Below are 25807 nucleotides of genomic sequence, written 5' to 3'. Positions count from 1 at the left end.
GATGCCGAGGAGGCCCCGATGGATACCGCCTACCTGATCCTCGCGCTGCTGGTCCTGTTGCTCCTGGTGGATGCCTGGGCCATCAACAGCGTGCTCCGCAGCGACAGCTCCGCCAGTCGCAAGCTCGGCTGGTCGCTGCTGATCCTGCTCCTGCCCGTGCTCGGCCTGGTCCTCTGGGGCTGGACCGGCCCCCGTGGCTTGCGCCCGGTGACCTCGCCGGAACACAGCAAGTGAACCCCACTGGAGATTGCCCATGAACAGCGAAACCTGTGCCTGTCCCAAATGCACCTGCCAGCCCGGCGCCGATGCCGTCGAACGCGACGGCCAGCACTATTGCTGCGCGGCCTGCGCCGGCGGCCACCCCCAGGGCGAGCCGTGTCGCGACGCCGATTGCCCCTGTGGCGGCACCACCCGGCCCCAGGTGGCGGAGGATCGCCAGCTGGACGACGCGTTGAAGGAGACCTTTCCCGCCAGCGACCCGATCTCGCCCTGAGGAGCGTGCCATGCCCGACCTGCAACTCGCGGACGAGGCCTCTCGTCTGGTGACCTACCTGCGTAGCGCCGACCTCAGCCTGATCACCGCGGAATCCTGTACTGCCGGGCAGATCAGCGCCGAACTGTCGGCGGTGGCCGGCAGCGGCAAGGTGATGGAAGGCGGCTTCGTCGTCTATTCGCCGGCGGCCAAGCTTGCCCTGCTGGGGCTCGACCCGAACTGGCTGGAGCGTTTCAACCTGACCAGCGTGGAGGTCGCCGAGGCCATGGCCAGGGCGGCCCTGCAACGCAGTCCGGCGAGCGCCGCGCTGGCGGTCACGGGGTTGCTCGGCAGTGAAGCGAAGGACGGCATCCCGCCCGGTACCGTGTGCTTCGCCTGGGCCTTCCGGTTGCCCGCCGGCCTCGCCCTGTTCTCGCGCCGCGAGCGCTTCCACGGCGACCCCGCGCGGATGCGCCGGGAAGCCACCCGCTGGGCGCTGCGGCGCCTGCCCGAATTCCATCAACGCGCCTTGCGCGGCGAACGCGCCTGAGGCGTCCGACAGAGAGGAAACCACCATGAGCGAACAGCGACAGACCCTGCCTGCGCAGCACCAGGACCAACGTCCCGGCCACGAAAGCGAGATGCAGCCGAAGCCGGAGTTCGTTTCCGCCGATTACCGTCCGGCGGCCAAGCTGGAGGGTAAGGTGGCCCTGGTCACCGGCGGCGACAGTGGTATCGGCCGCGCGGTGGCGGTGGCTTTCGCCCGCGAGAAGGCGGATGTGCTGCTGGTCTACCTGGATGAGAACGAAGACGCGGCGAAGACCCGCGAGATCATCGAGTCGCTCGGCCGCCAGTGCCTGGCGTTCGCCGGCGACGTCGCCGACGCCGGCTTCTGCCGCCAGGTGGTGGACACGCTAAGGCAGAAATGGGGGCGCCTCGACGTGCTGGTCAACAACGCCGGCGAGCAGCATCCGCAGGCGCGCCTGGAGGACATCAGCGAAGAGCAGTGGGAGAAGACCTTCCGCACCAACATCTTCGGCATGTTCCAGTTGACCAAGGCGGCCCTGCCGCTAATGGGCAAGGGCGGGGCGATCATCAACACCACCTCGATCACCGCCTACAAGGGCAACCCCCAGCTGATCGACTATTCCTCGACCAAGGGCGCGATCACCTCGTTCACCCGGTCGCTGTCGATGAACCTGGTCAACCGCGGCATCCGCGTCAACGCCGTGGCCCCGGGCCCGATCTGGACGCCGCTGATCCCGTCCACCTTCAGCGCCGAGAAGGTCGCCCACTTCGGCGCGGATACGCCGATGGGCCGGCCCGGCCAGCCGGAAGAGCTGGCTGCCAGCTACGTCTACCTGGCCTGTAACGACTCGTCCTACGTCAGCGGCCAGGTGCTGCACGTCAACGGCGGTACGGTAGTCAACGGCTGAGGCGCCCCGGCGGCCGCGTTCACTCGCGTGCCGCCGCCGGCAGCAGGGGGTAGACCCGCACCGCGCTCAGACGCTGCGGGAACAGCAGGGGATAGCAGAGTTGCAGGCGAACGTGCGCCTCGCTGGTGCTGAGGGTTGGCGCGAAAGTGGTGAGCACGGTCCGGCCGGGTTGTCCGGCGTCTGAGAAATGAACCATGAAAGCCTGCATCGGAGCGCTCCTGCCGGGATACGGGAAAGGTCACTGCTCAGTGAAGCTGCGCTCCAGCTCTCGCGCCAGTCCGCACACCGACCGTTGGCAACGGCATTCCTCCCGACTGACGCCGGCGCCCGGCGGTTCCGTCGTGCGGAAAGGCGGGCCGCCGGCGAAAAAGAATGAACCATCGCGGCCGCCGCGACTCCGCTTCTAGGTAGCCGGAACGGCCGGCCGCGACGCAGACAAGGAGCACGGCGATGAAACGCGACTGGGGGTTGATCAGGGATCTGCTGGAGCATCTGGAAAGCCTTGGCTTCGGCCAGCACTGGGAAGCACGCGAGCTACCCGGTCATTGCCGCGAGGCGGTGGCCTACCACTTGCAGTTGCTCAACCAGGCGCAACTGCTCTGCGGCAGCGTCCAGCATTCCTGGACCGGCCAGGAGCAATGGGTGGTCCACCACCTGACCCTGGCCGGCCACGACCTGCTCGACCGCCTGCGCCAGGAAAGCGCGGCGGCCGCCGTGCCGGTACGCAAGAGCGCCTGAGAAAACCCCGCAAGCACCGGCCTGCAGCGGCGGGCCGGAAGGAAGCCCGGCGATGCCCGACAGCCAAGACCAGACCCCAAGTGCGGTCCAGACCCTGAAAGCCAGCATCCTCGCCAAACTGCGCTACAGCGTCGGCCGCGACCCATCCACCGCCTGCCCGCACGACTGGTTCGAAGCGGTGGCCCTGGCGGTGCGCGACCACATCATCGACCACTGGGAGGAGGCCACCCCGCAAGGTGAAGCGCCCGCGCGCAAGCGGGTCTACTACCTGTCCCTGGAGTTCCTCATCGGTCGCCTGTTGCTGGACAACCTCGGCAACCTCGGGCTGCTCGAGGAAACCCGCCAGGCCCTTGCCGAGCTGGGCGTCGACCTGCAGCGGATCGTTGCCCTGGAGCCGGACGCGGCGCTCGGCAACGGCGGCCTCGGACGCCTGGCGGCATGCTTCATGGAAAGCATGGCCAGCCTCGACATTCCCGCGCATGGCTATGGCATCCGCTACGAGCATGGCCTGTTCCGCCAGGTGCTGACCGACGGCTGGCAGCAGGAGCAGACCGAGACCTGGCTGGATTTCGGCAATCCCTGGGAGTTCGAACGACCCGAGGTCAGCTACTACATCGACTTCGGCGGCAGCGTGCAGGTCGACAGCGAGCACAGTGGCCGTGCCATCTGGCGGCCGGACGAGCGGATCCGGGCGATCGCCTACGACACGCCGATCGTCGGCTGGCGGCGTGCCAGCGTCAATACCCTGCGCCTGTGGCGCGCTCGCGCCGAGGAAGACCTGCAACTGGACCGTTTCAACGCCGGCGACCATATCGGCGCGGTGGTCGACGTGGTCAAGGCGGAGAGCATCTCGCGGGTGCTGTATCCGGCCGACAGCACCGAGGCCGGTCAGGAACTGCGCCTGCGCCAGGAGTACTTCTTCGTCTCAGCCTCGCTGCAGGACCTGCTCGACCGCCACCTGCGCCATCATCACGACCTGCGTAGCCTGCCGGAACAGGTGGCGATCCAGCTCAACGACACCCACCCGGCGATCGCCGTCGCCGAGCTGATGCGGCAACTGGTGGACGTGCACCAACTGGCCTGGCCGGACGCCTGGGCGCTGAGCGTGGCGACCTTGTCCTACACCAACCACACGCTGCTCCCGGAAGCCCTGGAATCCTGGCCGGTGGCGCTGATGGAGCGCCTGTTGCCGCGCCACATGCAGATCATCTACCTGATCAATGCCTTCCATATAGACGCGCTGCGTGCCCAGGACATCCACGACTTCGACCTGTTGCGTTCGGTCAGCCTGATCGAGGAGGGCCACGGCCGGCGGGTGCGCATGGGCAACCTGGCGTTCCTCGGTTCGCACCAGATCAACGGGGTATCGGCATTGCACACCGAGCTGATGCGCGAAACCGTGTTCCATGACCTGCATCGCCTCTATCCGCAGCGCATCAGCAACAAGACCAACGGCGTGTCGTTCCGCCGCTGGCTGTTCCAGGCCAACCCGGGGTTGACCGAGCTGCTGGTGGAGACCCTCGGCGCCGACCTGCTGGACACCCCGGAACGGCGCCTGCCGGACCTCGAGGAACACGTCGAGGACGCCAGGCTGCGGGCGCGCTTCGCCGAGCAGCGCCGGCAGAACAAGACCGCCCTGGCGCGCCTGGTGCTGGACAGCCTCGGCGTGGCGATCGAACCGGAAGCGCTGTTCGATGTGCATATCAAGCGTATCCACGAATACAAGCGGCAGTTGCTCAACCTGCTGCACACCGTGGCGCTGTACCAGGAGATCCGCAACGACCCGACCGCCGACCGCGTGCCGCGGGTGAAGATCTTCGCCGGCAAGGCTGCCGCCAGCTACCACCAGGCCAAGCTGATCATCAAGCTGGCCAACGACATCGCCCGCACCATCAACGACGACCCCACCGTGCGCGGCCTGCTCAAGCTGGTGTTCCTGCCCAACTACAACGTCAGCCTGGCCGAGGCGATCATTCCCGCGGCGGACCTCTCCGAGCAGATTTCCACCGCCGGGCTCGAGGCCTCCGGGACCAGCAACATGAAGTTCGCCCTCAACGGCGCGCTGACCATCGGCACCCTGGACGGCGCCAACGTCGAGATGAGCCAGCGGATCGGCCTGGAACACATGTTCATCTTCGGCCTCAGCGCCCAGCAGGTGGAGCAGCGCCGGCAGGCCGGGGAGCTGGAGATGGGCGGGGTGATCGCGGCCTCGCCGCGGCTGGAGGAAGCCCTGGAGGCGATCCGCAGCGGGCTGTTCTCGGCCGACGACCGCAGCCGCTACGAAGGGCTGGTGGACGGCCTGGTGCACGACGACCGCTTCATGCTCTGCGCCGACTTCGAGGCCTACTGGCATGCGCAGTGCCGGGTCGAGGAAGTCTGGCGCGAGCCCGATCGCTGGTGGCGCTCGGCGTTGCTCAACGTGGCGCGGATCGGCTGGTTCAGCGCCGACCGGACGATCAGCGAATACGCCCGGGATATCTGGAAGCTATGAAGGGCCTTACCAGAAGCCGGCCGGGTGACGGCGTTCGGGGCCCTCCAGGCGAAGGTCGAAGGCGCGGCGGAAGAATACCGCCAGCTCGCTGTCCAGCACCATCGGGTTGATCGACGCCAGCTCGGCCGGCAGGCTGTGCCATTCCTGGGCCCCGGCCAGGTACTGGCGATGGATGACCCGCTCGCCGGGAATCGCCAGCAGGCTGTAGTGGCTTTTCTCGCCTCCCGGCTCGCCGACTTCCAGGCGCAGGCGAGGATGGCCGTCCTCGTCGAGGTTGAGGTCCACGTTGCAGTCCAGGCCGTAGCTGCGCGCCTCTTCGCAGGAGTCGACGAAAAGCGGTTTCGCCACCTGTTCGACGAGAGAAATGAAATAGTGCTGGAATCGCACTTCGTCACTGTTTTCCATGGCGAGTTCCATTTGTTTTAAAGTTCGACGATTAATTATTGAATGGGTCTATCGGAATGTCAGGCATTGCAATAGAAAAGAATAATTAAGTGCCTCCGCCTGGGTCTTCTTCGATATTCGCTCCATGATATTCGGGGTAGGGTTCCTGATCGCTGTCTCCCGGTTCGAAATTCCATTCATGGCAATCGCGATCGGGTTCTTCGTTGCTTACCACGGGATCGCTGTAGGCCGGATGCTCGTAGGGTTTCATGGTGCTCCTCCGAGATGTGCGGGCTTTCATCTGACGCAATCCGGGGATTCCTGTCAATACTGGCAATGGAATAAGGCAAGGATATTTGAACCCTATGGATTGCGCTCGAAACATGCTGGCAAAACGCTTCGCTTTCATTCGCTGAAAATAATCTGAACCACTGGCGAAACACCCTCTCTGAGTTAGGGCATGCGCAACGCATGCGTCCATGAAATCTGTTCTGAAGAGATTATTCGGAGGAAATAGAAATGGCACAGCATCAAGGTGGTAAAGGCAACTTCGCGGAAGACCCGAAACGTGCTTCGGAGGCCGGCAAGAAGGGCGGCCAGGCCAGCGGCGGCAACTTCAAGAACGATCCGCAGCGGGCCTCCGAGGCTGGCAAGAAAGGTGGCCAGCGCAGCCACGGCGGGAACTGATAACCGCGCAGTGAAGTGAATGGGGCGGAGCAGGGAGGCATCCGCCCCATTTTCATGCCCAGGATGAGGAGAGGAAACCGATGAGCGAGCAGAACAACGAGCAGCGCAGCCAGGCGGCCGGCACCGACACCGTCGACCGTGGCAACAGCAACGCCAAGCTGGAACAGCTGGAGGCCTATCGCGAGGACGCCACCGGAGAGGCCCTGAGCACCAATACCGGCACCCGCATCGCCGATAACCAGAACACCCTGAAGGCCGGCGAGCGCGGACCGTCGTTGCTCGAAGACTTCATCATGCGCGAGAAGATCACCCACTTCGACCACGAGCGCATTCCCGAGCGCGTGGTCCACGCTCGTGGCTCGGCGGCGCATGGCTACTTCGAGGCCTACGAGGACCTCAGCGACCTGACCAAGGCCGGCTTCCTCGCCGAGGCGGGCAAGCGTACCCCGGTCTTCGTGCGTTTCTCCACCGTGCAGGGGCCGCGCGGGTCCGCGGATACGGTGCGTGACGTACGCGGCTTCGCCGTGAAGTTCTATACCGACGAAGGCAACTTCGACCTGGTCGGCAACAACATGCCGGTGTTCTTCATCCAGGATGCGATCAAGTTCCCGGACTTCGTCCATGCGGTGAAACCCGAACCGCACAACGAGATTCCCACCGGAGCGTCTGCCCACGACACCTTCTGGGACTTCGTTTCGCTGACCCCGGAGTCGGCGCACATGGTCATGTGGCTGATGTCCGATCGCGCCATTCCGATCGCCTACCGCAACATGCAGGGCTTCGGCGTGCACACCTTCCGCCTGGTCAACGCGGCCGGCGAGAGCGTGCTGGTCAAGTTCCACTGGCGACCGAAGTCCGGGACCTGCTCGCTGGTCTGGGACGAGGCGCAGAAGCTCGCCGGCAAGGACCCCGACTTCAACCGGCGGACCCTCTGGGAGGACATCGAGAAGGGCGACTATCTCGAATGGGAACTGGGCCTGCAGGTGATCCCGGAGAACCAGCAGGACAGCTTCGACTTCGACCTGCTCGACCCCACCAAGCTGGTGCCCGAGGAGTTGGTGCCGGTAAGGGTGGTGGGACGGATGGTACTCAACCGCAACCCCGACAATTTCTTCGCCGAGACCGAACAGGTGGCGTTCCACGTCGGCCACGTGGTCCCCGGAATCGACTTCACCAACGACCCGCTGTTGCAGGGTCGGCTGTTCTCCTATACCGACACCCAACTGCTGCGCCTGAGCGGGCCGAACTTCAACGAAATCCCGATCAACCGCCCGCTGTGTCCGTTCCACAACAACCAGCGCGACGCGCCGCACCGGCAGACCATCAACCGCGGCCGGGCTTCCTATGAACCGAACTCGATCGACGGCGGCTGGCCGAAGGAAACCCCGCCGGCGGCGCGCAACGGCGGCTTCTCCAGCTACCACGAGCCGGTCAGCGGCAGCAAGCTGCGCAAGCGCGCCGACTCCTTCGCCGATCATTTCAGCCAGGCCGCATTGTTCTGGCACAGCATGAGCGAGGCCGAGCAGGCGCATATCGTCGCCGCCTACAGCTTCGAACTGTCCAAGGTCGAGCGGCAATCGATCCGTGAGCGCGAAGTCAACCAGATACTCCTCAACATTGATCCGCAACTGGCCGCCAGGGTCGCGGCGAACGTCGGTGTGCAGCTCGCCGCGCCGGCCAACCCGGCACCGCAGCCGAAGCCGTCGCCGGCGCTGAGCCAGATGAACCTGCTGTCCGGCGACATCCGTTCGCGCAAGGTGGCGATCCTGATCGCCGACGGCGTCGCCGAGAGCGACGTCAGCGACCTGCGCGACGCGCTCCGCCAGGAGGGCGCGGACGCCAAGCTGATCGCCCCCAGCGCTTCGCCGGTGCAGGCTGAAAACGGCGCCGAACTGAACCCGGAGGGAACCTGGGACGGCCTGCCGTCGGTAGCCTTCGACGCGGTCTTCGTGCCTGGCGGCGCGGCCAGCAGCCAGGCCATCGGCGCTGACGGACGCGGCCTGCACTACCTGCTGGAAGCCTACAAGCACCTGAAGCCAGTGGCCTTCGCCGGCGATGCCCAGGCGCTGGCCAGCCAGCTTTCGTTGCCTGGCGACCCCGGCGTGCTGCTCGGCGCCACGGCCACCGATGTCTTCCCCGGCCTGCGCCAGGCATTGATGCAGCACCGGATCTGGCAGCGCGAGGCGGCGACCAAGGCGATCCCCGCCTGAGGAGCGCCGCTGGCGAATCCGATCGCACCTTCCCGTCGTCTCGTCGGTCACAGCTGGAAAGGGCGGCTGGCCGAGCGATTCGGCGGGAGGACCCGGATGACCTTGCGTTGCCTGATCGGCGGTTGCGACTGGTGCCGGCAACCGGCGTTGCGACTGGGTGAGGAAACCTTCGACTGCGAGCGCTGCCTGCGTTGCGGTGCCCTGCGCTACAGCGGGATACAACGCCGATGAGCGCCTGGGAGACGTTGTGGAAGATCCTCGGCGAGGAGTTCGCCGATCTCGCCGACTTCGAGCAGACCGCCCGCGCCGCGTTGCGCCTGCTGCTGGCGGCGGCGCTCGGCGCGGTACTCGGCTACGAGCGCGAGCAGAGCGGCAAGGCCGCCGGCCTGCGCACGCACATGCTGGTAACCCTCGGCGCGGCGCTGTTCGTCATGCCGCTGCAATTGCAGGGTGGCGGGGCGGACGCGCTGAGCCGGGTGATCCAGGGCACCGTCGCCGGCATCGGCTTCCTCTGCGCCGGCACCATCCTCAAGGCAGGTCGGGAAAGCCGGGTCAGGGGCCTGACCACCGCGGCGGGACTCTGGGCCAGCACCGCCATAGGCGTCGCGGTCGGACTCGGTCACCAGGGTACCGCGGTGCTCGGGACGGTCCTGGCGCTACTGGTGCTGCATGTCCTGGCCTGCCTGAACCGTTCGCCGCCATCTTCCGATAGCCATTGAGGAGAGTTCCGTCATGTTCAAGGACTTCGACGCCTGTACCGCCTGGACCGACGCGATGCAGGAGCGCTGCCAGCCGGTCGGCCTGATCCTCTATCAGCCCAAGCGGCGTGGCGCGGCGGTACGCATGCTGTGGGTAGTGACCCCGGGTTGCAGTTGCCTGAGCGACGCCGAGACCGCCGCCGACAACCTGCTCCAGCGCATCACCGACATCGCCGCCGACGGCCGCGTGCGTTACGCGGACGGCGGCACGCTGTAACCATCAAGAGGAGGAAACCGGCATGGCGCGTGCGATCTGGAAAGGCGCGATCAGCTTCGGCCTGGTGCATATACCGGTGAGCCTGTCGGCGGCGACCTCGTCGCAGGGCATCGATTTCGACTGGCTCGACCAGCGCAGCATGGAGCCGGTCGGCTACAAACGGGTGAACAAGGTCACCGGCAAGGAGATCGAGCGCGAGAACATCGTGAAGGGCGTGGAGTACGAAAAGGGTCGCTACGTGGTGCTGAGCGAGGAAGAAATCCGCGCGGCGCATCCCAAGTCGACCCAGACCATCGAGATCTTCGCTTTCGTCGATAGCCAGGAAATTCCCCTGCAGCACTTCGATACCCCGTACTACCTGGCCCCCGACCGGCGCGGAGGCAAGGTCTACGCGCTGCTCCGGGAGACCCTGGAGCGCACCGGCAAGGTCGCCCTGGCCAACGTCGTCCTGCACACCCGCCAGCACCTGGCGCTCCTGCGGCCTCTAGAGGACGCCCTGGTGCTGATCACTCTGCGCTGGCCGTCGCAGGTGCGCAGCCTGGATGGCCTGGAGCTGGACGAAAGCGTCACCGAGGCGAAACTCGACAAGCGCGAGCTGGAGATGGCCAAGCGCCTGGTGGAGGACATGGCCTCCCACTGGGCGCCGGACGAATACAAGGACAGCTTCAGCGACAAGATCATGAAGCTGGTCGAGGAAAAGGCCGCCAAGGGCCAACTGCACGCGGTGGAGGAAGAGGAGGAGGTGGCCGGCAAGGGCGCCGACATCATCGATCTCACCGACCTGCTCAAGCGCAGCCTGCGTTCCCGCGCCGGCGGCGGCAAGGACAAGGGTAGCGAAAAGGCCGGGGCCGACGCGAAGGGTCGCGCCAAGTCCGGTGCCTCGCGTTCGCGGCGCAAGGCCTGAGGCGAACCGCTGGGTAAATCAACCTGAACCAATCGGTCGCCGGCGGGCTCGGAATCAATGATCGTCCGCGCCGCCGGCCATTCGAGGCCGGCGGACGCCTCGCGACCCATCGCCGAACCCACGTCCCGGAGGAGCGCGCCTCGATGAGTTCGATTGTCCGCAACAGCGACGATGATCCGCTGGTCATCGCCATCCAGCAGCCCCGTATCGCCATCGAGTCGGTCAGCCCGGTGGTGGAAGAGGGCGCCTATCCCGCGAAGACCGAGAGCGACCGCGACCTGCGCCTGGCCGCGCGAATCTTCGCCGATGGCCATGAGGTACTCGGTGCCGAGGTGGTCTGGCGGCGTGTCGGGGAAACCGCGGAGCGGCGCCTGCCGCTGCTGCCCGAAGGCAACGATTTCTGGAGCGCGCAGTTGCGCACGCCGCCCTGCGGCCGCCTGTACTTCCGTATCGAGGCCTGGATCGACCGTTTCGCCGGCTACCGCCGCGAATTGCGTGCCAAGCATGGCGCACGCCTGCCGCTGGACCTGGAGCTGCGCGAGGGCGACGAGCTGCTGCAGCGCTGCGCCGAGCGCGGCGGTCCGGAGATCGCCGCCGCCTGTGCGCCGCTGGCCGAACGCCTGCAGGCCTGCCAGAGCGTCGAGGAGCGGGTGGCGCTGTGGCTGGCGGCGCAGACCGGCGAACTGTTGCGTCTGGTCGGCCCGCGCGAGCACCTGGTGCGCAGCCGCGAATACCCGCTGGAGGTGGAGCGACCGCTGGCGCGCTTCGCCAGTTGGTACGAGCTGTTCCCTCGCTCGGAAAGCGGCGACCCGACACGCCACGGTACCTTCGACGACGTGATCCGGCGCCTGCCGCAGATCGCCGCGATGGGCTTCGACGTTCTCTATTTCCCGCCGATCCACCCCATCGGCCGCACCCATCGCAAGGGCCGCAACAATTCCTTGCGTGCCGAGGCCGGCGACCCCGGCAGCCCGTATGCGATCGGCAGCGAGGAGGGCGGCCACGAGGCGATCCATCCCGAACTGGGCGACCGCGAGGATTTCCGCCGGCTGCTCGTTGCGGTGCGTGAGCACGGCATGGAGCTGGCGCTGGACTTCGCCATCCAGTGCTCCCCCGACCACCCCTGGCTGCGCGAGCATCCCGGCTGGTTCGCCTGGCGTCCGGACGGTAGCTTGCGCTACGCGGAGAACCCGCCGAAGAAGTACGAGGACATCGTCAACGTCGACTTCTACGCCGAACAGGCCCTGCCGAGCCTGTGGGAAGCCTTGCGCGATGTGGTGCTGGGCTGGGTCGAGCAGGGCGTGACGCTGTTTCGCGTCGACAACCCGCACACCAAGCCACTGCCGTTCTGGGAGTGGCTGATCGCCGAAGTGCGCGGCCGCCATCCGCAGGTGATCTTCCTTTCCGAGGCGTTCACCCGTCCGGCGATGATGGCGCGCCTGGGCAAGGTCGGCTTCAGCCAGAGCTACACCTATTTCACCTGGCGCAACGACAAGCAGGAACTGGCGGAGTACTTCGCCGAACTCAACCAGCCACCCTGGCGCGACTGCTACCGGCCGAACTTCTTCGTCAACACCCCGGACATCAATCCCTGGTTCCTGCAACGCTCCGGCCGCCCCGGCTTCCTCATCCGTGCCGCCCTGGCGACCATGGGTTCGGGGCTGTGGGGCATGTACTCCGGCTTCGAGTTGTGCGAGGCGGCGGCCTTGCCGGGCAAGGAGGAGTACCTCGACTCGGAGAAATACCAGTTGCGTCCGCGCGACTACCAGGCGCCGGGCAACATCGTCGCCGAGATCGCCCGGCTCAACCGCATCCGCCGGGAAAACCCGGCATTGCAGACGCACCTCGGGTTCCAGGCCTACAACGCCTGGAACGACCGCATCCTGTATTTCGGCAAGCGCACCGCGGACCTCGCCAACTTCGTCCTGGTGGCGGTCTGCCTGGACCCGCACGAAGCCCAGGAGGCGCATTTCGAACTGCCGCTGTGGGAGTTCGGCCTGCCCGACGACGCCAGCCTCCAGGGCGAGGACCTGATGAACGGGCATCGTTGGGTCTGGCACGGCAAGGTCCAGTGGATGCGCATCGAACCCTGGCACCTGCCGTTCGGCATCTGGCGCGTGCGGCGCGTCGACGCATAAGGAGAAACCCATGGCCAGACGCGAGAAACCGGTCTTTCTCAACGACCCGCAATGGTACAAGGACGCGGTGATCTACCAGGTCCACGTGAAATCCTTCTACGACGCCAACAACGATGGCATCGGCGACTTCGCCGGGCTGATCGAGAAGCTCGACTACATCGCCGACCTCGGCGTGAACACTCTCTGGCTGCTGCCGTTCTACCCGTCGCCACGCCGCGACGACGGCTACGACATCGCCCAGTACCGTGGCGTGCACAGCGACTACGGCAGCCTCGCCGACGCCCGCCGGTTCATCGCCGAGGCCCATCGACGCGGTCTGCGGGTGATTACCGAGCTGGTGATCAACCACACCTCCGACCAGCATCCCTGGTTCATCCGCGCCCGCCACGCGAAGAAGGGCTCGCGCGCCCGCGACTACTACGTCTGGTCGGACAGCGACGAGAAATACCAGGGTACGCGGATCATCTTCATCGACACCGAGCAGTCCAACTGGACCTGGGACCCGGTAGCCCAACAGTACTACTGGCACCGCTTCTATTCCCACCAGCCGGACCTGAACTTCGACAACCCGCAGGTCCTGCGCGAGGTGCTCGGGGTGATGCGCTACTGGCTGGACATGGGCGTCGACGGCCTGCGCCTGGACGCGATTCCCTACCTGATCGAACGCGACGGCACCAGCAGCGAGAACCTGCCGGAGACCCACCAGGTGCTCAAGCGCATCCGCGCCGAGCTGGACGCGCACTATCCCGACCGCATGCTGCTGGCCGAGGCCAACCAGTGGCCGGAAGACACCCGGCCGTACTTCGGCGGCGAGGATGGCGGCGAGGGCGACGAATGCCACATGGCCTTCCACTTCCCGCTGATGCCGCGCATGTACATGGCCATCGCCCAGGAGGATCGCTATCCGATCACCGACATCCTGCGCCAGACCCCGGACATCCCGGCCAATTGCCAATGGGCGATCTTCCTGCGCAACCACGACGAGCTGACCCTGGAGATGGTCACCGACGACGAGCGCGACTATCTCTGGAACCACTATGCCGCCGACCGCCGCGCGCGCCTCAACCTGGGCATCCGCCGGCGCCTGGCGCCGCTGGTGGAGCGTGACCGGCGGCGCATCGAGCTGCTGCACAGCCTGCTGTTGTCGATGCCGGGCACGCCGACCCTGTACTACGGCGACGAGATCGGCATGGGCGACAACATCTACCTCGGCGACCGCGACGGCGTGCGCACGCCGATGCAGTGGTCGGTGGACCGCAACGGCGGCTTCTCCCGCGCCGACCCGGCGAAGCTGGTGCTGCCGCCGATCCTCGACCCGCTGTACGGCTACCAGACGATCAACGTCGAGGCGCAGGCGCGCGACCCGCATTCGCTGCTCAACTGGATGCGCCGCCTGCTCGCCGTGCGCAGCCAGCAGAAGGCCTTCGGCCGCGGCAGCCTGAAGATGCTCGCGCCGAGCAACCGACGGATCCTCGCCTACCTGCGCGAATACGCCGAGGGCGAACGGCAGGACAGCATCCTCTGCGTGGCCAACCTGTCGCGCGCGGCCCAGGCGGTGGAACTGGACCTCGCCAGCCATGCCGGCAAGGTGCCGGTGGAGATGATCGGCGGCATGTCGTTCCCGCCGATCGGCGAGCTGACCTACCTGCTGACCCTGCCGCCCTACGGCTTCTACTGGTTCTACCTGGCCGACGCGACGCAGATGCCGAGCTGGCACGTGGCCGCCGACGAGCGCCTGCCGGAACTGCCGACCCTGGTGGTCAAGCAGCGCCTCGGCGAGCTGCTGCAGGGCGCATCGCGGAACATCCTGGAAGGCGAGACACTGCCGGCCTACCTGCCGAAGCGCCGCTGGTTCGCCGGCGAGAAAGGCCAACCACGGCTCTGCTACATCGTTCCGCTGGACGAGGCGGAGCCGCGCTGTGCGCTGTGCGAAGTGGAGATCGACGGGCTGCGCTACCAGTTGCCGCTGGGCTTCCTCGACGCCGACCAGCGCGGCGACAGCCTGCCTCAGTTGCTGGCCCTGGCGCGCCTGCGGCGCGGGCGCAAGGTCGGCCTGCTGACCGACGCCGCCAGCCTGCCGCTGTTCGCCCGCAAGGTCCTCGCGCAACTCCGCGCCGAGGCGGTGATCGCCCACGGCGACGGCGAGATCCAGTTCATTCCGGCGGCGGGACTGGCGGAACTGGACGACATCGCCGACGAAGACGTCCTGCCGTTCTCGGTGGAACAGTCCAACAGCTCGATCCGCTTCGGCGAGCGCATGGTCCTCAAGGTGCTGCGCAAGATCCTTCCGGGGCTGCACCCGGAAATCGAGGTCGGCGGCTACCTGACCCGCCACGGCTACCCCGGCATCGCCCCGTTGCTCGGCGAGGTACGGCGGGTCGGCGCGGATGGCGAGCCGCACACGCTGATGATCCTGCAGGGCTACCTGAACAACCAGGGCGACGCCTGGAACTGGACCCTGGACAACCTGGAGCGAGCCGTGCGCGACGAGATATCCGCGGCCAGCGAGGCGCTCGAAGGGCAATACGACAGCCTCGCCGAACTGCGCGGCTTCGCCGCCAACCTCGGCGCCCGGCTCGGCGAGATGCACAGCGTACTGGCCAGCGAGTCGGACGATCCGGCCTTCGGCAGCCGCGAAAGCGACGAAGCCAGCGTCCAGGCCTGGGCGCTGCGCATCGCCGAACAGTTGCGCGAAGCCGGCAAACGCCTGAGCGAGCCGCCACGGCCGTTGCAGGGCGAGGCGGCGGAACAGGCGCGGCGCCTGCTGGAACGCCTGCCGGCGCTGCTCGAACGCCTGCCGCTGCTGGCCCGGCAGGCAGCCGGCGGGCTGCTGATCAGGGTTCACGGCGACCTGCACCTGGGCCAGGTGCTGATGGTCCAGGGCGACGCACGCTTTATCGACTTCGAGGGCGAGCCGGCGCGCAGCCTGGAAGAGCGCCGCCAGCGCCACAGTCCGATGAAGGACGTCGGCGGCATGCTGCGCTCGTTCGACTACGCGGCGGCGATGGTCCTGCGCAACGCGCAGAGCACCGATAGCTCGGAACAGGCCGACAGCGCCCGGCGCAAGGTCGCCATGCGCTATCGCAGCGAAGCCCGCGACGCCTTCCTGGTCGGCTACCGCGCCGCCGCAGCGGGCCTCGCGCACGCCTGGCACGGCCGCGAAGGCGAGGGCGCGGCGCTGGCCCTGGCCTGCCTGGAAAAGGCCGCCTACGAACTGCTCTACGAAGCCGACTACCGCCCCGACTGGCTGGAAGTGCCTCTCGCCGGTCTGGCCGAACTCACCGAACACCTCCTGAAGGGCAAGAACCGATGAGCGAACCGATGTCCGAACGCGAACGCTGGCAACTGGAGCTGGACAAGCTGCAGCGCGGCCTGCAGGGCGATCCATTCGCCTTCCTCGGCCCGCAGCGCGACCCCGGCGGCGAAGGCGGCGTGCTGCGCGCCTACCTGCCCGGCGCGCAGCGCGTCGAGCTGCTCGACGAAGACGGCGCGACGCTCGCCGAACTGGAGCAGAGCGACCCCGGCAGCGGCTTGTTCCAGCGCCACCTGGAGCCCCTGCCGCCGCGCTACCGCCTGCGCGTGCACTGGCCGGACGGCGTGCAGGAAAGCGAAGACCCCTATGCCTTCGGGCCGTTGCTCGGCGAACTCGACCTTTACCTGTTCGCCGAAGGCAACCACCGCCAACTGGCCTCCTGCCTGGGCGCGCAACTGACCCGTCACGAAGGCGTGGAGGGCGTGCGCTTCGCGGTCTGGGCGCCGAACGCCGTGCGCGTCTCGGTGGTCGGCGATTTCAACGGCTGGGACGGGCGCCGTCACCCGATGCGACGACGCTATCCATCCGGCGTCTGGGAACTGTTCGTCCCGCGCCTCGGCGAGGGCGAACTGTACAAGTACGAGTTGCAGGGCCACGACGGCCTCCTGCCGCTGAAGGCCGACCCCCTGGCGCTGGCCTGCGAGACGCCGCCCGGAACCGCTTCGAAGACCTGCGCGGCGTTGCGCCACGAGTGGCGCGACCAGGACTGGCTGGCCCGGCGCGCGGAGCGCCAGGGCTATGCGGCACCGCTGTCGATCTATGAAGTCCACGCCGGCTCCTGGCGCCACCGCGACGGCCGGCCGCCGCACTGGTCGGAACTGGCGGAGGAGCTGATTCCCTACGTGCGCCAGCTCGGCTTCACCCATATCGAGCTGATGCCGGTGATGGAACATCCCTTCGGCGGCTCCTGGGGCTACCAGCCGCTCGGGTTGTTCGCCCCCACCGCGCGCTACGGCACGCCGGAGGACTTCGCCGCGTTCGTCGACGCCTGCCACCAGGCCGGCATCGGCGTGATCCTCGACTGGGTGCCGGCGCATTTTCCCACCGACGCCCACGGCCTGGGCCGTTTCGACGGCACGGCGCTGTATGAGTACGAACATCCCTTCGAAGGCTTCCACCAGGACTGGGATACCTACATCTACAACCTTGGCCGCAGCGAGGTGCACGGCTTCATGCTGGCCTCGGCGCTGCACTGGCTGCGCACCTACCACGTCGACGGCCTGCGGGTGGATGCGGTGGCCTCGATGCTCTATCGCGACTATTCGCGCAAGGAAGGCGAATGGCTGCCGAACCGCCATGGCGGCCGGGAGAACCTGGAGGCCATCGACTTCCTCCATCACCTCAACCAGGTGGTCGCCAGCGAAACCCCCGGCGCGCTGGTGATCGCCGAGGAATCCACCGCCTGGCCCGGCGTCAGCCGTCCGGTGGCGGAGGGCGGCCTGGGCTTCAGCCATAAATGGAACATGGGCTGGATGCACGACAGCCTGGCGTACATCGGCGAAGACCCGCTGCACCGGCGCTATCACCACCACCAGTTGACCTTCGGCCTGCTCTACGCCTTCTCCGAGCATTTCATCCTGCCGATCTCCCACGACGAGGTGGTACATGGCAAGCACTCGCTACTGGACAAGATGCCCGGCGACCGCTGGCAGAAGTTCGCCAACCTGCGCCTGTACCTGAGCTTCATGTGGTCGCACCCGGGCAAGAAGCTGCTGTTCATGGGCTGCGAGTTCGGCCAGTGGCGCGAGTGGAACCACGACGGCGAACTGGACTGGTACCTGCTGCGCTATCCGGAGCATCAGGGCGTACAGGACCTGGTGGCGGCCCTCAACCGGCTGTACCGCGAACTCCCCGCACTGCATGCGCGCGACGGCGAGGCGCTCGGCTTCGAATGGCTGATCGGCGACGACCAAGCGAACAGTGTCTACGCCTGGCTGCGCCACGCGGCCGGCGAGCCATCGCTGCTGGCGGTACACAATTTCACCCCGGTGCCGCGCCAGGGCTATCGGATCGGCGTACCGCAAGGCGGCGACTGGGACGTGCTGCTCAATAGCGACGCCCAGGCGTTCGCCGGTTCCGGCTCAGGCAGCCAGGGCCGCGTCTCCAGCGAGTCGTGCGGCGCCCATGGCCAGGCGCAGTCGCTGCTGCTCGACCTGCCGCCGCTGGGCACGCTGCTGCTGCGTCCGGCCGGCTGATTCAGGCCTGGCCCTGGCGCAGGCGGCGCTGTTTGCGGCGCAGGCGGATCGCCCGGCGCTCCAACAGCAGGTAGACCACGCAGGCCAGCGCCAGGGGTAGGAGGAAATACAGCACCCGGTAGCCGATCAACGCGGCCAGCAGCACGCCCTGGGACAGGCGCCCCTGGAGCAGGGCGATGAACACCGCTTCGAGCACCCCGAGCCCGGCCGGGATATGGGTGATGACCCCGGCGATGCTGCTGATCAGGAGGATCGCCAGGACGCTCGGGTAATCCACGCCGTGCGGCAGCAGGCTGTACAGCAGCAGCGCCATCAGCGACCAGTTGCTCGCTCCGAGCAGGCCTTGCAGGGCCGCCAGCCGCCAGGAGGGCAGGGTCAGCCGATGCTCGCGCCAGCCCCAGGCGCGGCGTCGGGCGAAACGGCAGGCCAGCAGGTAGCCGGCGGCCAGCGCCAGGAGCAGGGCGCCGATCAGGCGCAGGCCGTCGCTGCCGAGCTTCCAGCCCGGCGGCAAGGCCGGCAGGCCGCAGCTGAACAGGATGCCGGCGAGCAGCAGGTAGCCGAACCAATTGGTCACCAGGCTGAAGGTGAGGATCCGGGTGATGTCGGCGATGCCCAGGCCGAGCCGGCTGTACAGGCGATAGCGCAGCGCCACGGCGCCGACCCAGGAACTCAGGTTGAGGTTGAACGCATTGCACACGAAGGCCACGGTGAAGACCCGCCGCTTGGGCAGCGAGTGGCCGATGTAGTAGCGGCTGAGCAGGTCGAAACTGCTGAACACCGTATAGCCGGCGGCCGCCAGCAGCAGTCCGAGGAACAGGGTCGCGGGGCGATACTCGCCGAGGGCGTGGCGGACTTCCTGCCAGTCGAGATTCTTCACCAGGAGGAACAGCAGCACCGGGACCAGCACGAAGAACGCCAGGGTCAGTAGCCTGCGCAGCCAGCGCCAGTGAGCGCGGCGTGGCGCCGCCGAGGCAGTTGCGTGACCGCCGCCGTTCATGGGTTGCCCCGCTGGCCCTGGCGTTCCTGCCAGCGCCGCGACGGACGCGGCTCCAGCGATTTCAGGCGCGGCAGATGGGCGGGTACCCAACCGGCGATGGCCGGGAAATGCCGGGAAAAGTGGAAGCCGAGGAAGATCAGCGGCGCCCGCCACCAGTAACCGCGCCTGGCGTGGCGGCGGCTGATGCGCCGGCAGTGGCGGCGCGCCAGTTCGCGCAGGTGCTGGTAGAGTTGGCCGTTGAAGGCGACGTCGTGGATCACCAGGTTGGCCTCCAGGTTCAGCGACAGGCTGAGGGGATCGAGATTGCTCGAACCGATGGTCGACCAGTCGTCGTCGATCACCGCGACCTTGCCGTGCAGCGGACGCTGGCAGTATTCGTGGATACGCACGCCCTCGCGCAGCAGGTAGTCGTAGAGCAGCCGGCTGCACAGGCGCACCAGCGGCATGTCCGGCATGCCCTGTAGTACCAGGTCGACGCGCACGCCGCGGCGCGCCGCATCGCGCAGCTCGCGAAGCAGGCGGTAGCCGGGGAAGAAATAGGCGTTGGCGATCAGCAGGCGCCGCCGCGCCTGGCGGATCGCTTGCAGGTACTCGCGCTCGATGTCGTCGCTGGACTGGTCGTTGTCGCGGATCACCAGGCGCACCCGCGCCGGCTGCCCGGCGCCCGACGGCCGCAACGGCGGGTAGTCGGCGTCCGGTTCGAGCAACGCCAGGCAGGCCTGGCGGATATCGCGCACCACCGGACCCTCGACGCGCACCGCGTAGTCCTGCTTGGCCATGTTGCCGCGACGCACCAGGTGGTCCTCGCCGTAGTTGATGCCGCCGACGAAGGCCTGCTGGCGATCGATCACCACCAGCTTGCGGTGCAACCGGCGAAACAGGTTGGTACGCATGCCGAGCAGGCGCGGGCGCGGGTCGAACAGGTGCACGCGAACCCCGGCGGCGGTCAGCCTGGCCAGGTAGTCCGGGCTGAGCGAGGCGGTGCCGTAACCGTCCACCGTGACCTGTACCTCGACACCGCGCTCGGCGGCGGCGCTGAGGGCTTCCTGCAACTGCCGGCCGACCTCGTCCTCGAAGATGATGAAGGTTTCCAGGAGGATCTCCCGGCGCGCCTCGGCGATGCACTGGAACAGGCGCGGAAAGTACTCTTCGCCGTTGATCAGCAGTTCTACGCGGTTGCCGTCGCGCCAGGGGAAGTTCATGGCTCCACCTCCACCGCCAGCGGCAGGTGGTCGGACAGGTGCGACCAGGGCCGCCGCGAGAGGATGCGCGGCTGGCGCCCGCGGGCATTGCGCAGGTAGATGCGGTCCAGCGGCAGCACCGGCCAGCGCGCCGGGAAGCTGCGCGCCGGCCGGCCCTGGGCGCCGACGAAGACTTCGCGCAGGCCGCAACCAGCGAGCAGGCGGTCGGCGCGCTGGCGCCAGTCGTTGAAGTCGCCGGCGACCACCACCGGCTCGCGCTCCGGCAGGCCCGCCACCAGCTCGCAGAGCAGTTGCAACTGGCGCTGGCGCTGCGCCTCGCGCAATCCCAGGTGCACGCAGACCGCGTGCAGCGGACGGCCGATGTCGATCACCGCATGCAACAGGCCGCGTTCCTCGTTGCCCGCCACCGAGACGTCGAGGTTGCGGTGGGCGAGGATCGGATGCTTGGAGAGCACGGCATTGCCATGGTGGCCTTCGGGATACACCGCGTTGCGCCCGTAGGCGAACTGCGGCCACATGCTGTCGGCCAGATACTCGTATTGCGGCGCCGGCGGCCAGGACGGCAGGCGCGCGGCGTGCAGGCTATGGGAGCCGAGGACCTCCTGGAGGAACACCAGGTCGGCACCGACGCTGCGCACCGCTTCGCGCAACTCCGGCAGGATGAAGCGCCGATTGAACGGGTTGAAACCCTTGTGGGTGTTCACCGTCAGCACCTGCAGGCGCGGCAGGATCATGCGGCACTCTCCCGCAGGTCATCGGGCAACTGTCCGGGCACCGTGCGCAAGCTGCCGTCGAGTTCCAGCAGCTGCAGGAGGCGCCGGGCGTCGTAAGGTGCGCGCACCTTGACGTCGTTGTCGAAGTAGCAGTACAGGTCGCGCGCCGTCGCCTTCGCCGGTGCGTCCTGGCTGGCCCGGCGCAGGTCGTCGGCCTGGCCGCCGCTGGCCCAGGCGTGGATCCGTGCCTGCCACTGGCCCAGGGCCGCTTCCGAGTAGCCGCTGCGGTACAGCTCCTTGTCGCCATGCAGGCGCAGGTAGAGGAAGTCGGCGCAGACGTCGCCGAGCAGCGGCCACTTGCCGGCGGTATCGGCCACCACCAGGGCCACCCGGTATTCGCGCAGCAGCTCGATGAACGTCGGGTCGACGAAGCTCTCATGGCGGATTTCCACGGCATGCCGCAGGCGCTGCGCCGGATCGCCGTCGAGGTAGCCCTCGCGGTGCAGGCGCGCGGCGCTGTGCCGGGCGAGCTTCTGCGCGGCGGCGCCGTCGCGCGGCAGGCGGGCGAGGAAATCGGCGAACAGCTCGCGGTCGAAGCGCATGCTCGGCGGGAACTGCCAGAGGAACGGGCCGAGGCGCTGGCGCAGGGCGAGGGGGCCGGAGGCGAAGAAGTTCGCCAGCGGCTCGTCGATCTCGCGCAGGCGCCGCACGTGGGTGATGTAACGCGGGGCCTTGACGCTGAAAACGAAGTCCTCGGGGGTGTCCTCGGCCCAGCCGCGGAAGCGCTCGGGCGTCTGCAGGGCGTAGAAGGTGCCGTTGATCTCGATGCTGTTCACCGCCCGCGAGGCGAAGCGCAGTTCGTCCTTCTGGCGCAGCCCCTCGGGATAGAAGTCGCCTCTCCAGGGGGCGTAGCGCCAGCCGGAAATGCCGATGCGCAGGCGTGCCGGTGCGCTCATGCATCACCCCCGGGCGCCGCTTTCCGGCGTCGGCCGGCGCGCCAGTTCGTCCACCGCGCGTTCGTCGAGGCGTTCCTCGCTGCCCTCGACCTGGCGCTTCTGCGGCACCAGTTCGACCTTGATCCAGCCGGTCTCGCGGCGGTCGAAGGCTTCGAAGGCCTCGATGGCGTCGCCGATCGGCTTCACCTGGGTGAGGATCTTCGCCGGGTCGATGCGTCCGCTGAGCACATGTTCGAGCAGCAGCGGAATGTACTTGCGGTGGTGGCAGTTGCCCATGCGGATGGTCAGGTTACGGTTCATCGCCAGGCCGATGGGAAACTGCCGCGAGTCTTCGGCGTAGACGCCGATGATCGACAGGGTGCCGGCCTTGGCCAGGCCCTGCACCGCCCACTCCAGGGCCTGTGCGGGGGCGTTGCCGGGACTCCAGCTGGTGCCCTCCTGGCGCGGCGCCGGGGTGGCGATGCCATGGCTGTGCTCGGCGTCCACGCCGACGGCGTCGATGGCGCGGTCCACGCCGATCCCGGCGGTCAGCCAGCGCAGGGCCTGGACCGGATCCTCGCGCTCGAAGTCGATCACTTCGGCGCCTTGCTGGCGGGCCATGTGCAGGCGGTCCGGGTGGCGGTCGATGGCGAACACCCGGGCGGCGCCGAGGAGCAACGCGCTGGCGATGGCGAACTGGCCGACCGGACCGCAGCCGAACACGGCGACGGTGTTGCCGGGGGCGATACCGGCCAGTTCGGCGCCGAAATAACCGGTGGGGAAGATGTCCGACAGGAGTATCGCCTGGTCGTCGCTGATGCTGCTGGGCAGGCGGATCAGGCCGATGTTGGCATAGGGAATCCGCGCTTTCTCGGCTTGCAGCCCATGGAAGCCGCCGTTGGCCCGGGGACCGCCGAAGAACGCGGTGCCGGCCTGGCTGCCGCCGGGGTTGGCGACGTCGCACTGGGCGTAGTAGCCGGCTCGGCAATACACGCAATTGCCGCAGGCGATGGTCGAGGGAATCACCACCCGGTCGCCGACCTGCAGGTTGCGCACTTCGTCGCCGAGCGCCTCGACGATGCCCACGCCCTCATGGCCGAGGATGGTTCCCGGACGCATGCCGCCGACGCTGCCACGGACGAAGTGCAGGTCGGTGCCGCAGATCGCCGAGGCGGTCAGCCGCACGATGGCGTCGGTGGGTTCCTGCAGGCGCGGCTCCGCCACGTCTTCCAGGCGGATGTCGCCGATGTCATGGAATACCACGGCTTTCATGGCGTTCTCCCGGTTGGGGCCCGGCCTCGGCCGGAACGGCAAAGGCGGGCCGGGTGGAAGAAAGGCTCAGTAGTGGGCCTGGGCGACGCCCTGCAGGACGGTGGCGCTGGAGGCCTGGTCGCGGCAGCTGGCGATGTTGCCCAGGGAAACCACGCCGACCAGCCGCTTCTCGCGGTTGAGCACCGGCAGGCGGCGCATCTGGATGTCGGCCATGTTGCGGGCCACGTGCTGGACGTCTTCGTCTTCGAAGCAATAGTGGATGTCGCCGCTCATGATGCGGCCCAGCGGGGTATCCCCGGACAGGCCGCCGGCCACCGCGCGGATGGCGATGTCGCGATCGGTGATCATCCCGACCAGGCGGTCGCCTTCGCCGACCAGCAGGGCGCCGCTGTCGATCCTCGCCATGGTGGCGGCCGCCTCGCGGATGCTCTGCTGCGGGTCGGCGACCTGGACGTTGCGGGTCATGATGTCGCTGATCTTCATGCTGTCCTCCTGTGTAGGGTGGATGTGCGGGCGCCGCGTGCGGCACCTACAGGTTCCGACTGGAGGTGCCGGGGGCGGTTCAGCTTTTTTCCCCGCCGTTCATCCTTCCGCTCCGGCGCCCGGCGGTTGTAGCTCGAACAGCAGGAAACTGCGGCCGCCGACCAGGAACTCGCTGGCGAACGGGTAGCGTTCGCCGAGCGGGTCCTCCGGCCGCTGGGTATCCAGCAGGCAGGTCCAGCCGCTGCCCTCGGCCACCTCGGGAAGACGGAAGGACACCGCGTCGTGGTAGGCATTGAGGATCAGCAGCAGGGTGGCATCCTCACCGCTGCGCAGGATCCCGGTGGGTTGCGCGCGGCCATCGAGGAGCACGCCGAGACAGCGGGCGTGCTCGTCGTGCCAGTGTTCCTCGGTCATCTCCTCGCCGCCGGGCGCCAGCCAGGTGACGTCCTTGACACCCAGCGCCTCGTTGTACTCGCCGACCAGGAAGCGCCCCCTGCGCAGGATCGGATAGCGTTGGCGCAGGGCCAGCAGGCGCTGGGTGAAGGCCAGCAGCGAACGGCCCTCGTCGTCCAGCCGCCAGTCGATCCAGCCCAGTTCGTTGTCCTGGCAATAGACATTGTTGTTGCCCTGCTGGGTGCGGCTGAACTCGTCGCCGGCGACCAGCATCGGGGTGCCCTGGGACAGCAGCAGGGTGGACAGCAGGTTGCGCATCTGGCGCAGGCGCAGGGCGCGGATCTCCGGGTCGTCGGTGGGGCCCTCGCAGCCGTGGTTCCAGGACAGGTTGTGGTCGCTGCCGTCGGCGTTGTTCTCGCCGTTGGCCTCGTTGTGCTTGTGATCGTAGGAAACCACGTCGCGCAGGGTGAAACCGTCGTGGGCGGTGACGAAGTTCACCGACGCGTAGGGCCGCCGTCCACGCTGGTCGTAGAGATCGCCGGAGGCGGTTAGGCGTCGCGCCAGTTCCGGCAGCATGCCGTCGTCGCCGCGCCAGTAGGCGCGCACGCAATCGCGGAAACGGTCGTTCCATTCCGCCCAGCCGGGCGGGAAGCCGCCTACCTGGTAGCCGCCGGGGCCGCAATCCCAGGGTTCGGCGATCAGCTTGCACTTGCTCAGCACCGGGTCCTGGCGGCAGGCGACGAGGAAGCCGTGGCGCTCGTCGAAACCGTCCGGATGGCGGCCGAGGATGGTCGCCAGGTCGAAGCGGAAGCCGTCCACGCGCATCTCTGTGGCCCAGTAGCGCAGCGAGTCGGTGACCATCTGCAACACGCAGGGGTGGCTGAGGTCGAGGGTGTTGCCGGTGCCGGAATCGTTGATGTAGTAGCGGCGCTGGTCGGGCATCAGGCGGTAGTACGAGGCGTTGTCGATGCCACGCATGCACAGGGTCGGACCCAGCTCGTTGCCTTCCGCGGTGTGGTTGTAGACCACGTCGAGGATCAGCTCCAGCCCGGCGTCGTGGAGGTGCGCGACCATCTCCTTGAACTCGTTGACCTGGCCGCTGGCGAGGTAGGCCGGGTGCGGGGCGAAGAAGGCGATGCTGTTGTAGCCCCAGTAGTTGCTCATGCCGTTTTCCAGCAGGTGCTTGTCGTCGACGAAGCCGTGGATCGGCAGCAGCTCGACGCTGGTCACCCCGAGCCGGCGGATGTGCGCCAGCAGGTCGGCGTTCATCAGCCCGGCGAAGGTCCCGCGAACCGCCTCCGGGACCTGCGGATGGCGCATGCTGAGCCCGCGCAGGTGGGCTTCGTAGATCACCGTGCGGTCCCAGGGGACGCGTACCGGCGGGCGCTCGGCCCAGGTGAAGGCCGGATCGATGACCTTCGACTTGGGCACGAAGGGCGCGCTGTCGCGCTCGTCGAAGCTGAGGTCGGCGTCGGCCGAGCCGATGGTGTAGCCGAACAACGCCTCGGACCAGCGCAGGCGGCCGACCAACTGCTTGGCGTAGGGATCGAGGAGCAATTTGTTGGGATTGAAGCGGTGGCCGGCATCCGGCTCGTAGGGACCGTGCACCCGGTAGCCGTAGATCTGCCCCGGGTGGGCGTCGGGCAGGTAGCCGTGCCAGATCTCGTCGGTGTACTCGGGCAATTCGATGCGCTCGATCTCCTTTTCCCCGCGCGCGTCGAACAGGCACAGCTCGACCTTGGTCGCGTGGGCCGAGAACAGCGCGAAATTGACGCCGAGGCCGTCCCAGGTGGCGCCAAGGGGGAAGGGGTGCCCTTCGCTGATCCGCGAAGGGGCGGGGCTACGCTTTCTGCTCATGCACTGGACTCC

23 protein-coding genes and 2 pseudogenes are annotated in these 25807 nt (G+C 67.7%); 15 read left to right on the top strand and 10 right to left on the bottom strand.

Features of this window, described 5'->3' with window-relative positions:
- Positions 1 to 18: 18 nt before the first annotated feature.
- The 4 genes and pseudogenes from VQ067_RS15165 (at position 19) to VQ067_RS15150 (ending at position 1908) form a co-directional block, all read left to right on the top strand.
- The gene (locus tag VQ067_RS15165; protein ID WP_003088893.1) at positions 19 to 234 is read left to right on the top strand and encodes a PLDc N-terminal domain-containing protein; all 216 of its coding nucleotides are present in this window, start codon (positions 19 to 21) and stop codon (positions 232 to 234) included.
- Between the two features lie 19 nt (positions 235 to 253).
- Positions 254 to 493, top strand: coding sequence for a metallothionein (locus VQ067_RS15160; protein WP_003120196.1), 240 nt, complete (start codon positions 254 to 256; stop codon positions 491 to 493).
- Between the two features lie 10 nt (positions 494 to 503).
- Positions 504 to 1051, top strand: a pseudogene (locus VQ067_RS15155) (CinA family protein).
- The gene (locus VQ067_RS15150) at positions 1048 to 1908 is read left to right on the top strand and encodes an SDR family oxidoreductase (protein ID WP_003109865.1); all 861 of its coding nucleotides are present in this window, start codon (positions 1048 to 1050) and stop codon (positions 1906 to 1908) included. Before VQ067_RS15155 ends, VQ067_RS15150 begins: the two are co-directional and overlap by 4 nt.
- A gap of 19 nt (positions 1909 to 1927) precedes the next feature.
- On the opposite strand, the gene VQ067_RS15145 is transcribed toward VQ067_RS15150, so the two are convergent.
- The gene (locus tag VQ067_RS15145) at positions 1928 to 2104 is read right to left on the bottom strand and encodes a hypothetical protein (protein ID WP_169057975.1); all 177 of its coding nucleotides are present in this window, start codon (positions 2102 to 2104) and stop codon (positions 1928 to 1930) included.
- A 254-nt stretch (positions 2105 to 2358) separates the two neighbouring features.
- Here VQ067_RS15145 and VQ067_RS15140 point away from each other — a divergent pair, with 254 nt between their 5' ends.
- A complete protein-coding gene (locus tag VQ067_RS15140) occupies positions 2359 to 2646 on the top strand; it encodes a DUF2513 domain-containing protein (RefSeq protein WP_003100808.1) in 288 nt (95 codons plus the stop codon).
- A gap of 52 nt (positions 2647 to 2698) precedes the next feature.
- Positions 2699 to 5137 (top strand): glycogen/starch/alpha-glucan phosphorylase, encoded by a 2439-nt coding sequence (locus VQ067_RS15135; RefSeq protein WP_003100816.1) that lies wholly within the window; start codon positions 2699 to 2701, stop codon positions 5135 to 5137.
- A gap of 6 nt (positions 5138 to 5143) precedes the next feature.
- Here VQ067_RS15135 and VQ067_RS15130 read toward each other — a convergent pair whose 3' ends face one another.
- Both VQ067_RS15130 and VQ067_RS15125 read right to left on the bottom strand, forming a co-directional pair.
- Positions 5144 to 5542, bottom strand: a complete 399-nt coding sequence (locus VQ067_RS15130) for a hypothetical protein (RefSeq protein WP_003088908.1) — start codon at positions 5540 to 5542, stop codon at positions 5144 to 5146.
- An 85-nt stretch (positions 5543 to 5627) separates the two neighbouring features.
- On the bottom strand, positions 5628 to 5792 hold the full coding sequence (locus VQ067_RS15125; protein WP_022580094.1) for a hypothetical protein: 165 nt from the start codon (positions 5790 to 5792) through the stop codon (positions 5628 to 5630).
- Between the two features lie 248 nt (positions 5793 to 6040).
- Here VQ067_RS15125 and VQ067_RS15120 point away from each other — a divergent pair, with 248 nt between their 5' ends.
- The 9 genes and pseudogenes from VQ067_RS15120 to glgB all read left to right on the top strand — a co-directional run bounded on the left by VQ067_RS15120 (position 6041) and on the right by glgB (position 17943).
- Positions 6041 to 6208 carry a con-10 family general stress protein gene (locus VQ067_RS15120; protein ID WP_003088912.1) on the top strand — a complete coding sequence of 56 codons (168 nt, stop codon included), beginning with the start codon at positions 6041 to 6043 and terminating at the stop codon, positions 6206 to 6208.
- A gap of 68 nt (positions 6209 to 6276) precedes the next feature.
- A pseudogene (katE, locus tag VQ067_RS15115) lies at positions 6277 to 8418 on the top strand (catalase HPII); the annotation flags it as partial.
- 96 nt (positions 8419 to 8514) lie between these two features.
- Positions 8515 to 8649, top strand: a complete 135-nt coding sequence (locus VQ067_RS15110) for a PSPA7_2676 family Cys-rich small protein (protein WP_003088917.1) — start codon at positions 8515 to 8517, stop codon at positions 8647 to 8649.
- Positions 8646 to 9137: an MgtC/SapB family protein gene (locus VQ067_RS15105; protein WP_003088919.1), complete on the top strand. Its 492-nt coding sequence runs from the start codon at positions 8646 to 8648 to the stop codon at positions 9135 to 9137. Before VQ067_RS15110 ends, VQ067_RS15105 begins: the two co-directional genes overlap by 4 nt.
- A gap of 13 nt (positions 9138 to 9150) precedes the next feature.
- On the top strand, positions 9151 to 9393 hold the full coding sequence (locus VQ067_RS15100; protein WP_003088922.1) for a hypothetical protein: 243 nt from the start codon (positions 9151 to 9153) through the stop codon (positions 9391 to 9393).
- 22 nt (positions 9394 to 9415) lie between these two features.
- Entirely contained in the window at positions 9416 to 10297 is an 882-nt protein-coding gene (gene ku / locus VQ067_RS15095; RefSeq protein WP_003109863.1) for a non-homologous end joining protein Ku, read from the top strand.
- A gap of 143 nt (positions 10298 to 10440) precedes the next feature.
- Complete coding sequence (locus VQ067_RS15090; RefSeq protein ID WP_033941828.1) at positions 10441 to 12435, top strand: alpha-1,4-glucan--maltose-1-phosphate maltosyltransferase; 1995 nt, start codon at positions 10441 to 10443, stop codon at positions 12433 to 12435.
- Between the two features lie 10 nt (positions 12436 to 12445).
- On the top strand, positions 12446 to 15748 hold the full coding sequence (treS, locus tag VQ067_RS15085) for a maltose alpha-D-glucosyltransferase (RefSeq protein WP_033989852.1): 3303 nt from the start codon (positions 12446 to 12448) through the stop codon (positions 15746 to 15748).
- Entirely contained in the window at positions 15745 to 17943 is a 2199-nt protein-coding gene (gene glgB, locus VQ067_RS15080; RefSeq protein WP_033989851.1) for a 1,4-alpha-glucan branching protein GlgB, read from the top strand. The genes treS and glgB overlap by 4 nt, the downstream gene beginning before the upstream one ends.
- Before the next feature lies 1 nt (position 17944).
- Here the strand turns inward: glgB and VQ067_RS15075 are convergent, their stop codons facing one another.
- From VQ067_RS15075 to glgX, 7 genes are all read right to left on the bottom strand, one after another.
- Positions 17945 to 18940 (bottom strand): lysylphosphatidylglycerol synthase domain-containing protein, encoded by a 996-nt coding sequence (locus tag VQ067_RS15075; protein ID WP_003132150.1) that lies wholly within the window; start codon positions 18938 to 18940, stop codon positions 17945 to 17947.
- Positions 18937 to 20142, bottom strand: a complete 1206-nt coding sequence (clsB, locus tag VQ067_RS15070) for a cardiolipin synthase ClsB (protein ID WP_003132149.1) — start codon at positions 20140 to 20142, stop codon at positions 18937 to 18939. Before clsB ends, VQ067_RS15075 begins: the two co-directional genes overlap by 4 nt.
- Entirely contained in the window at positions 20139 to 20876 is a 738-nt protein-coding gene (locus VQ067_RS15065; RefSeq protein ID WP_003113649.1) for an endonuclease/exonuclease/phosphatase family protein, read from the bottom strand. Before VQ067_RS15065 ends, clsB begins: the two co-directional genes overlap by 4 nt.
- Positions 20873 to 21811 (bottom strand): DUF72 domain-containing protein, encoded by a 939-nt coding sequence (locus tag VQ067_RS15060; RefSeq protein WP_003139560.1) that lies wholly within the window; start codon positions 21809 to 21811, stop codon positions 20873 to 20875. Before VQ067_RS15060 ends, VQ067_RS15065 begins: the two co-directional genes overlap by 4 nt.
- Before the next feature lie 3 nt (positions 21812 to 21814).
- Entirely contained in the window at positions 21815 to 23062 is a 1248-nt protein-coding gene (locus VQ067_RS15055; protein ID WP_033989849.1) for a zinc-dependent alcohol dehydrogenase, read from the bottom strand.
- Between the two features lie 66 nt (positions 23063 to 23128).
- A complete protein-coding gene (locus tag VQ067_RS15050; RefSeq protein WP_003088942.1) occupies positions 23129 to 23545 on the bottom strand; it encodes a CBS domain-containing protein in 417 nt (138 codons plus the stop codon).
- A gap of 99 nt (positions 23546 to 23644) precedes the next feature.
- Entirely contained in the window at positions 23645 to 25795 is a 2151-nt protein-coding gene (glgX, locus tag VQ067_RS15045) for a glycogen debranching protein GlgX (protein ID WP_003113651.1), read from the bottom strand.
- Between the last annotated feature and the right edge of the window lie 12 nt (positions 25796 to 25807).

The sequence above is a fragment of the Pseudomonas sp. KBN12P06040 genome, from assembly GCF_037574965.1.
Lineage (GTDB): Bacteria > Pseudomonadota > Gammaproteobacteria > Pseudomonadales > Pseudomonadaceae > Pseudomonas > Pseudomonas aeruginosa.
This window is presented reverse-complemented; position numbering and strand designations above follow the sequence as displayed.

Excerpts from the sequence above, each read along its gene's own strand:
- VQ067_RS15165 (WP_003088893.1), top strand. The coding sequence starts at position 19 with ATGGATACCGCCTACCTGATCCTCGCGCTGCTGGTCCTGTTGCTCCTG.
- VQ067_RS15160 (WP_003120196.1), top strand. The coding sequence starts at position 254 with ATGAACAGCGAAACCTGTGCCTGTCCCAAATGCACCTGCCAGCCCGGC.
- VQ067_RS15150 (WP_003109865.1), top strand. The coding sequence starts at position 1,048 with ATGAGCGAACAGCGACAGACCCTGCCTGCGCAGCACCAGGACCAACGT.
- VQ067_RS15145 (WP_169057975.1), bottom strand. The coding sequence starts at position 2,104 with ATGGTTCATTTCTCAGACGCCGGACAACCCGGCCGGACCGTGCTCACC.
- VQ067_RS15140 (WP_003100808.1), top strand. The coding sequence starts at position 2,359 with ATGAAACGCGACTGGGGGTTGATCAGGGATCTGCTGGAGCATCTGGAA.
- VQ067_RS15135 (WP_003100816.1), top strand. The coding sequence starts at position 2,699 with ATGCCCGACAGCCAAGACCAGACCCCAAGTGCGGTCCAGACCCTGAAA.
- VQ067_RS15130 (WP_003088908.1), bottom strand. The coding sequence starts at position 5,542 with ATGGAAAACAGTGACGAAGTGCGATTCCAGCACTATTTCATTTCTCTC.
- VQ067_RS15125 (WP_022580094.1), bottom strand. The coding sequence starts at position 5,792 with ATGAAACCCTACGAGCATCCGGCCTACAGCGATCCCGTGGTAAGCAAC.
- VQ067_RS15120 (WP_003088912.1), top strand. The coding sequence starts at position 6,041 with ATGGCACAGCATCAAGGTGGTAAAGGCAACTTCGCGGAAGACCCGAAA.
- VQ067_RS15110 (WP_003088917.1), top strand. The coding sequence starts at position 8,515 with ATGACCTTGCGTTGCCTGATCGGCGGTTGCGACTGGTGCCGGCAACCG.
- VQ067_RS15105 (WP_003088919.1), top strand. The coding sequence starts at position 8,646 with ATGAGCGCCTGGGAGACGTTGTGGAAGATCCTCGGCGAGGAGTTCGCC.
- VQ067_RS15100 (WP_003088922.1), top strand. The coding sequence starts at position 9,151 with ATGTTCAAGGACTTCGACGCCTGTACCGCCTGGACCGACGCGATGCAG.
- ku (WP_003109863.1), top strand. The coding sequence starts at position 9,416 with ATGGCGCGTGCGATCTGGAAAGGCGCGATCAGCTTCGGCCTGGTGCAT.
- VQ067_RS15090 (WP_033941828.1), top strand. The coding sequence starts at position 10,441 with ATGAGTTCGATTGTCCGCAACAGCGACGATGATCCGCTGGTCATCGCC.
- treS (WP_033989852.1), top strand. The coding sequence starts at position 12,446 with ATGGCCAGACGCGAGAAACCGGTCTTTCTCAACGACCCGCAATGGTAC.
- glgB (WP_033989851.1), top strand. The coding sequence starts at position 15,745 with ATGAGCGAACCGATGTCCGAACGCGAACGCTGGCAACTGGAGCTGGAC.
- VQ067_RS15075 (WP_003132150.1), bottom strand. The coding sequence starts at position 18,940 with ATGAACGGCGGCGGTCACGCAACTGCCTCGGCGGCGCCACGCCGCGCT.
- clsB (WP_003132149.1), bottom strand. The coding sequence starts at position 20,142 with ATGAACTTCCCCTGGCGCGACGGCAACCGCGTAGAACTGCTGATCAAC.
- VQ067_RS15065 (WP_003113649.1), bottom strand. The coding sequence starts at position 20,876 with ATGATCCTGCCGCGCCTGCAGGTGCTGACGGTGAACACCCACAAGGGT.
- VQ067_RS15060 (WP_003139560.1), bottom strand. The coding sequence starts at position 21,811 with ATGAGCGCACCGGCACGCCTGCGCATCGGCATTTCCGGCTGGCGCTAC.
- VQ067_RS15055 (WP_033989849.1), bottom strand. The coding sequence starts at position 23,062 with ATGAAAGCCGTGGTATTCCATGACATCGGCGACATCCGCCTGGAAGAC.
- VQ067_RS15050 (WP_003088942.1), bottom strand. The coding sequence starts at position 23,545 with ATGAAGATCAGCGACATCATGACCCGCAACGTCCAGGTCGCCGACCCG.
- glgX (WP_003113651.1), bottom strand. The coding sequence starts at position 25,795 with ATGAGCAGAAAGCGTAGCCCCGCCCCTTCGCGGATCAGCGAAGGGCAC.